Raw genomic sequence first — 6,817 nt, forward strand, 5'->3', positions numbered from 1 at the left:
AATTAAAATTCATTGATAAATAAGTCAAAATCTCCCGTGGCTGCCGCTTTCATCAAAAGCGATTGCCAGACATTCGCATAAATAATATCGCGGTCAGTTTCCGCGCGGTTCAATGTGTATAAAGTCTGTGTAACATCGAGGAGATTGGTCATTCCGTTTTTATACAAAGTGGTTTTTTGCAAATAGGCCTGTTGTGCTGCCTGAACCTGTTTTGGAGCTTCAACATAATTTTCCAAAGCATATTTTATTTTGGCATCAGCCGCATCCGACTGAATTTTTAATTGCTGGTCGATTACATTGTATTCTTCCTGTAAACCTTCGGAAATCAATTTCTGGGCACTGACTTTTTTACTCACCCGAGCAATAGTGGTCAGGTTCCAGGTAACGCCAACGCCGAATAGGTAATTTTGTCTTGAAGGATCAATGCCGTCTAAATAATTTTGGGAAAAAGAGTTCTGATTTGCGGCATAATCGGAGTTAAAACCGGAAGCCCGGGCTTGATAGATCCCAAATAAACTGAAGGTGGGAAAGTATTCTTTTTTAAAAAGTCGAAGCTGTTGTTCGCTGAAAGCTACCCTGCTTTTATGATATTCCAATATCGGATTCAAACTTTCATTTGAGGTTTCCTGTGCTAGTATTGCCTTTGGTATTGTCGTGACAAAAGTAGTATCGAGCACAAAATCCTGTATGGAAACGCCCATCAGCGCGATGAGTTTGTTATTTTGTTCCTTAACCTCGTCTTTTACTTGGTTCAGTGTGATTTTGGATCGGGAAACTTCAGCGGAAGCCAGTGTAGAATCTACTCCGGCCAAGAGTCCGTTTTTTACTCTTACCGCTGCAATATTCTGAAAGACCATGGCGCGTTCCAGATTTTTTCTTTGGGAAATCAATAATCGCTGACTCGCCAATAAGTTGAGGTAAGCGGATGCGATTTTAATTTTATGCTGGAATTTTTCCTGATTCAGATCTTTTTCGTAACGCTGGGAATCCGCTTTGGACAGATTGATTTTTTGTTTCATTCTTCCAAAAGTGAAAAAATCCCAATTGACATTTACCAGATACAAGGCACCAAAAGCTGCATTCCAATTTTGCTTTTCCAACGGAAGTCCCGAGGAAGCCACTCCGAGTCCTCCAAAACCATAAAGCGGTCCGTTTTGGCCGTTAACGGTTCCAAAATCCTGTTGTCCAGAGAGCGTAACATTGGGCAGATATTCTCTGCGAACCTGTTTGATCGTTTCTTTGGAAGCATCGGCATAGTTGCTTTTTGCTTTTATCATTCCGTAATTGGCAATTCCGTTTTCCAGCGCCTCTTTTAGCGGAAGCGTCTGTGAAAACCCTTTGGAAAAGAAAACCAGAAATAGAAAAAGGGTTAGTTTTTTTGTTTTCATTATCATATTATCAATAAATTTGAATTGCAAAACTAGCCTGAGTACTTCTTTCTGGACGGTTATAAATGACGAACACTTTTTATAAATGATGAATTGAATTGGTCACTCAATCAGTGTCTATTCAAATTATATGTCGTTCCTTTGATACTTTAATTAAAGAGCAATGAAATGGAGATTTAAACCGATTTTAGAAAATAAATGGGAGCAGGAAACGGCTATTTTGGTTTTTTCTTTTATCCTTTTTACACTCAACGACTGGGTTTTTATACAAAGTTGGAAAGGTTTTAGTAATGGTTTGCTTTATTTTTTTGTGCTGTATTTTCATGCACAGCTCAATCGCGTTTTTCTGCTTCCGGTTTTATTAAAAAAACATCAACCGGTTTTATATATAATTTTTACTGTCGGGTTAATAGCATTATTTACGGTCTTTTTATATCAAGTTTCAACCGATTTTATTTACAAAAATTGCTTTTTATACAAATCTTCCCATCAAAAAACGTATCAGTTTCAGTTTGCTACCCTGACTGGAACGCTAGTTTGTATTTTGGGAACCATACAGATTTTAGAACATTACAGAGCACAAAAAAAGGAAGCAAACAAAATATTGTTGTCCAATCAGGTTCAGCTTAATGCTTTAAAGAACCAGTTTAATCCCCATTTTTTGTTCAATACGATGAATACACTTTACGGAATTAGCCTGCAATATCCGGAACGCACTTCGGAAATGATTATGGAAGTTTCGCAGCTGATGCGGTATCAGGTGGAGCAGGGGAACAAAGAATTTGTTTCATTAGAAAATGAAATTGCATTTATTTCCAGTTACATCCAGCTGGAAAAAGAAAGAGTAGGCTATCGCTGCCGAATTGATTTTGATTACGAATGCAATCAGGAAGGAAAGTATGAAATTGCACCGATGGTTTTAATCACTTTTATTGAAAACGCTTTTAAGCATGGCACCGCTACCATCGAAAAGTGTTTTGTAACTATTCATATAAAGGTGATCAAAGGAAAATTGCATTTGAAAGTAGCCAATTCGGTTCCTCACCATAAAAAAGAAGTGGTTTCTACCAAAATCGGTCTGAAAAATACGAGAGAAAGATTGGAAATTGTATATCCGAAAAAACACCATCTAAAAATCACGCAAAACGATCGAGATTACACTGTTAATTTAGAAATTGAACTCAAAAGGGTATGACTATACGAAAATGTATTATTATAGATGATGAACCTGCTGCGCATTATGTGTTGGTGAATTATATCAGCCAAAACCCGCAGTTGGAGTTGGTGCAACAGTGTTACAACAGTATTGAAGCCTTAAATTATCTTCGGTCGAATCCTGTCGATTTGATGTTTTTAGACATTGACATGCCGGAAATTTCTGGTCTGGAACTTTTACAAACGCTGACTGATCCGCCCAAAACAATTCTGACCACGGCTTATTCGGAATTTGCATTGGCAAGTTATGAATTCGGCGTGTTTGATTACCTGCTAAAGCCCATTTATTTCCCGCGTTTTTTAAAATCTATGGAGCGCTTCTTTTCCACTTACACTGATGAAAAGACGGAAATAATGAACCCGATTATTTCAGTGAAAATTGATGGATTCCTATTTGATTTGAATGTAAATGATATTCTTTTTGCCCAAAGCTGCGGTAATTATGTCAAAATTTTCACCTTAAAAAAAGTGTATCTTGCCTCAATAACCACTAATGAACTGGAAAATAGTCTTTCTTCGGAACTTTTCATGCGGGTTCATAAATCCTACATAGTAGCCATTGCTAAAATTAAGGATTGGGAGCGGAATACGGTCATCATTAATAACGAGAAAATCCCGGTAGGCATTACTTATAGAAGGGCATTGACGGAGCGATTAAATCTAAAATAGTCTACAGATCAAAAATTGAAATTGAGTATAAAATTGATATTACTCATGTTGGTTTTATTGAAAATATAATTTTTGTTAGCATAGGTTTCTCCCACATTGAACTTGTGCACATACAATAATTGCGCATCAAAACCTTTTAACATTCCCTGAAATTGGTAGCGAATATCAGCATTGGTTTGTATATAAGAAGGCAATCCATATTTATTCATTGCAACGTTTTTTACATCCGGCAAATCAAAATAACCTACAGCCAGATGAGATTTGAATGTCTTTTTTGGATTCGTATATTGTATTTTAGTCATTACCGCATGTACATCTCCAAAACTTTCATTTCGTTCTCTGGCCATAAAGGTGTAAAACGGGTCTCGTCCCCATTCTCGGGGCATTAAATACCTGCCTTTGGCCGTTATTCGGTTGTAATTTAAAGTAATTTCTATTTTTTTATTTTGCCAGCCTAATCTTCCTCCAAAAGTTTGAGAATTGCCATTTTTTTCAAAATAGGTTTTGCTTGGATCTTCATTTCCACCAAAATTTAGTGCGTTTTGGTATATCGTCTGAAATCCGAAAAGCAGTTTTGAATTTGGATTTAAATCGTATTTATAGTCCATTTGAAACAATGCCGAATTGAATATATTCTCAGCATATTGGTTCCATAAAAGTGTTTTTAAATTTTTTATTGATTCATTTTGTACACCTAAAATATAAATCCCGTCGCTGTCTAGATTTCCTGAATAATCGGATTTTGTTCCATCAGGATTCAAGCCAGTTGGATATATCCCTATAGATTCTCCAACTCTGAAATATTTCATGGTGCTTCGAGGCGAAATCCCGTATAGGTAACCCACATTAATTTTAGTTTTTTTGACTTCATTAAAATCAATCCAAATTCCATCTACTTCCGTAGGCCGCATTCTGCCGTCCTGCAAGTTTATGAATGACGTATTTAGCAGTTGTTTTCCAAGGGTTACATTAGAATTTTTGAAGTTGTATTTTAAATATAATTCTTCTAAGCGGCTTAAATTGCCTTTACTTGAGACATTTTGAAAATCAAAAAGTGCCACTTCGTATCTGTTAGATAGATTTGTTACCGGGTCTTTTTTAGAAAAATCAGAGGATCCAATATCATAAATGTAATAGCCGCTGACACCAAATTGGAAATTATGGAATTTAGCGGTTTCAAACTTTACGCCGCCACCAATTGCATTGGCATAATAATCGGTTAAGCCATTTTCATTGTTGGTATCCATAAAAAAATAACGAAAATGACCACTGAAGTTTCCGTTTTTAAAAGCATTTAAAATTGAGGTGGAATCAATTTTCTCATCGCTTTTTTCTTTCCAAACGGTTGGCTTATCGGAGATTTCCTGATGTTGTGCCGATGCATGGATACTTATTAAAAGTAAAAAAGTTGAAATTATTATAGAGAAAAAAGATTTCATTTGTAAGTCTTTAATTTTTGACAAAAATAAACCCAACGGTAATAAATGTAGGTAACATTTATCACAGTTGGGTAAATTATATAAGAAATTAAAAAGTCAGAATACTATCTAAACGTATAATCAACGCCAGTAACTTGAGTTAATAGGGTTTCTGGAGCATCAAGAATGATAGCGTTTTTTTGTGGTGTAGGCGTAACAGGAGAGTTTTGTTTTAAATAGTCTTTCATTACCGAATGCAAAGTTGCATTGGTATTTTTGGCATCCATAACACCTTTCATTCTGCAAAGCATGTCCACAGGATCGCCGTCACGCTCGCAGGCCATGATTGAATATATTTTTTCAGGATCTAATGGCGTATTTTTAACCGTAATGCTTTGCACTCTTTTGTCTAATTCTGCAAAAGCGTTAAAGCGTACTTCCATTCCTTTAAACTTCACTACCCAACCGCCAAAACGTTTCGAAGCGTCTTGCGCAAAAACATTGTTTAATTCTTTTTCTAGCCAGTTTTTCAATTGTTTTCCAGTTACTTTTGCTGTTCTTACCGTGCTGTCAACGGGTAACATATCAAAAATAAATCCGTTTGTGATGGGAATATTTCCGGTTTCATCCGGAGTTGTTTTAGGTGGACAAAAACGGAATCCATTAGAAAGATTAATGTCAATTTCAGGAAATTTCCAGTGCAAAGCATTTAAAATCATTGTGTCAATGGGATTTTCTACCACAAAATAGCGGTACAAAGGAATTGTGCTGTAACCAATAACCTGATTGATTTTTTCTTGATAAACGGATTCTTTTTCTTTCAATAATTTTTCAATTTTAACATCGGGTTTTATTTTTGGTGAATCAACTTCGAGTAGTTCATAGCTGTCATCAATGACTTTTCCGTTGAGAATGGTCAAATCTAATTTTCCAATAAAGGAACCGAATGCTCCCGGCTCTACCACTTTTGAATATTTACAAACTATTGGTTTGCGGACCCTTTCGTGTGTATCACCTCCTAAAATGTAATTGACACCCTCACATTCGGGGTGGTTTGCTAATGCTATTTGTTGCGATAAACCAAGGTGTGCAATCATAATTACATAGCTGCATTGTTCCTGATTTCTAAGTACATCCACGTAATGAGCCAAATTTTCTTCGGGATTGGTATAGATGATTCCTTTGCTGTAATTTGGACTCTGTCGCAACGGAACCAAAGGATCGGTGTAGCCTAAAAAACCAATTTTTGCTCCGGCTATGTTCCAAATCGTATAGGGTTGAAAAATAAGTTCGCCTCGTTTTCCGTCGCCTAAATCGTGGTACATATTCGTACAGATTTTTGGTGCATCCAGAGAACCTAAAAGGGTTTGCATTCTCTTTTTTCCATAAATTACTTCCCAGTTTCCGGGTAAGTACAAATCGTAATCTAATGCATTTAGAATAGGAACAAAAGCTTCACCGGTAGTTTCTACACTTAATTCGCTGCCCTGAAACATATCGCCAGTGTCAATGATATAGGTGTTTGGGTTTTTCTTTTTTAACTGCTTCAGCATCGTTGCCATATAAGCGTAACCGCCTGTTTTTCTGAAAACCGCTTTCCCATTTTCCCAAAATAATTCATCGTGCGGATGAATTTGGCAATGCACATCGGTAGTTTGAAGAATAGAAATTGTTTGAGGTTTGCTTCGGTCAATTGCTGCATCCAATTTCATTACTTCGGTGTCATCTGTATTTGCAATAGCAGAAAGGGGCGAAATAATGGCAGCACCCAAACTTAATGTTCCTACAGATTTTAGAAAATTTCTTCTGTTATTGCTCATATTTTTAGTTTTTTTGATTCAGTTTTTAATAGATTTTAAAGTAAAAGTCCACAGCCCAATTAACGGTACGAAATTTTAAAATTGATCTAAAATCTACCTTTATTCTTTAATAATTCAAGCATTGCCGACATACATATTCTGTTTTAGGACTGTGTTGCTTTTTGGTTATTTTTTAATTTTTTATTAGCTTCTTCTAATTTCTTTTTTGCTTGTTTTATCGGTTTGAAAGGCCCGAATTTATGTTGGATTTCCGTAAACCTATCTGAAAAAGGTCCAAAAGGATGATCGACTGGTTTTTTAGAAATAT

General features: G+C 36.0%; 5 protein-coding genes. 2 read left to right on the plus strand and 3 right to left on the minus strand.

Going from position 1 to position 6,817, the window contains the following annotated elements; genetic code table 11:
- Positions 1–2: 2 nt before the first annotated feature.
- Positions 3–1,388 carry a TolC family protein gene (locus BMX64_RS05890; protein ID WP_091168312.1) on the minus strand — a complete coding sequence of 462 codons (1,386 nt, stop codon included), beginning with the start codon at positions 1,386–1,388 and terminating at the stop codon, positions 3–5.
- A gap of 163 nt (positions 1,389–1,551) precedes the next feature.
- Between BMX64_RS05890 and BMX64_RS05895 the strand changes: the two genes are divergently transcribed.
- Positions 1,552–2,583, plus strand: a complete 1,032-nt coding sequence (locus BMX64_RS05895; protein ID WP_091168315.1) for a sensor histidine kinase — start codon at positions 1,552–1,554, stop codon at positions 2,581–2,583.
- On the plus strand, positions 2,580–3,272 hold the full coding sequence (locus BMX64_RS05900; RefSeq protein WP_091168318.1) for a LytR/AlgR family response regulator transcription factor: 693 nt from the start codon (positions 2,580–2,582) through the stop codon (positions 3,270–3,272). The genes BMX64_RS05895 and BMX64_RS05900 overlap by 4 nt, the downstream gene beginning before the upstream one ends.
- Before the next feature lie 8 nt (positions 3,273–3,280).
- Here the strand turns inward: BMX64_RS05900 and BMX64_RS05905 are convergent, their stop codons facing one another.
- Together BMX64_RS05905 and BMX64_RS05910 are read right to left on the minus strand one after the other, a co-directional pair.
- Positions 3,281–4,711: an OprD family outer membrane porin gene (locus BMX64_RS05905; RefSeq protein WP_091168322.1), complete on the minus strand. Its 1,431-nt coding sequence runs from the start codon at positions 4,709–4,711 to the stop codon at positions 3,281–3,283.
- A 104-nt stretch (positions 4,712–4,815) separates the two neighbouring features.
- Complete coding sequence (locus tag BMX64_RS05910) at positions 4,816–6,510, minus strand: bifunctional metallophosphatase/5'-nucleotidase (protein ID WP_091168326.1); 1,695 nt, start codon at positions 6,508–6,510, stop codon at positions 4,816–4,818.
- Positions 6,511–6,817 lie beyond the last annotated feature (307 nt).

The organism is Flavobacterium sinopsychrotolerans, assembly GCF_900110375.1.
Lineage (GTDB): Bacteria > Bacteroidota > Bacteroidia > Flavobacteriales > Flavobacteriaceae > Flavobacterium > Flavobacterium sinopsychrotolerans.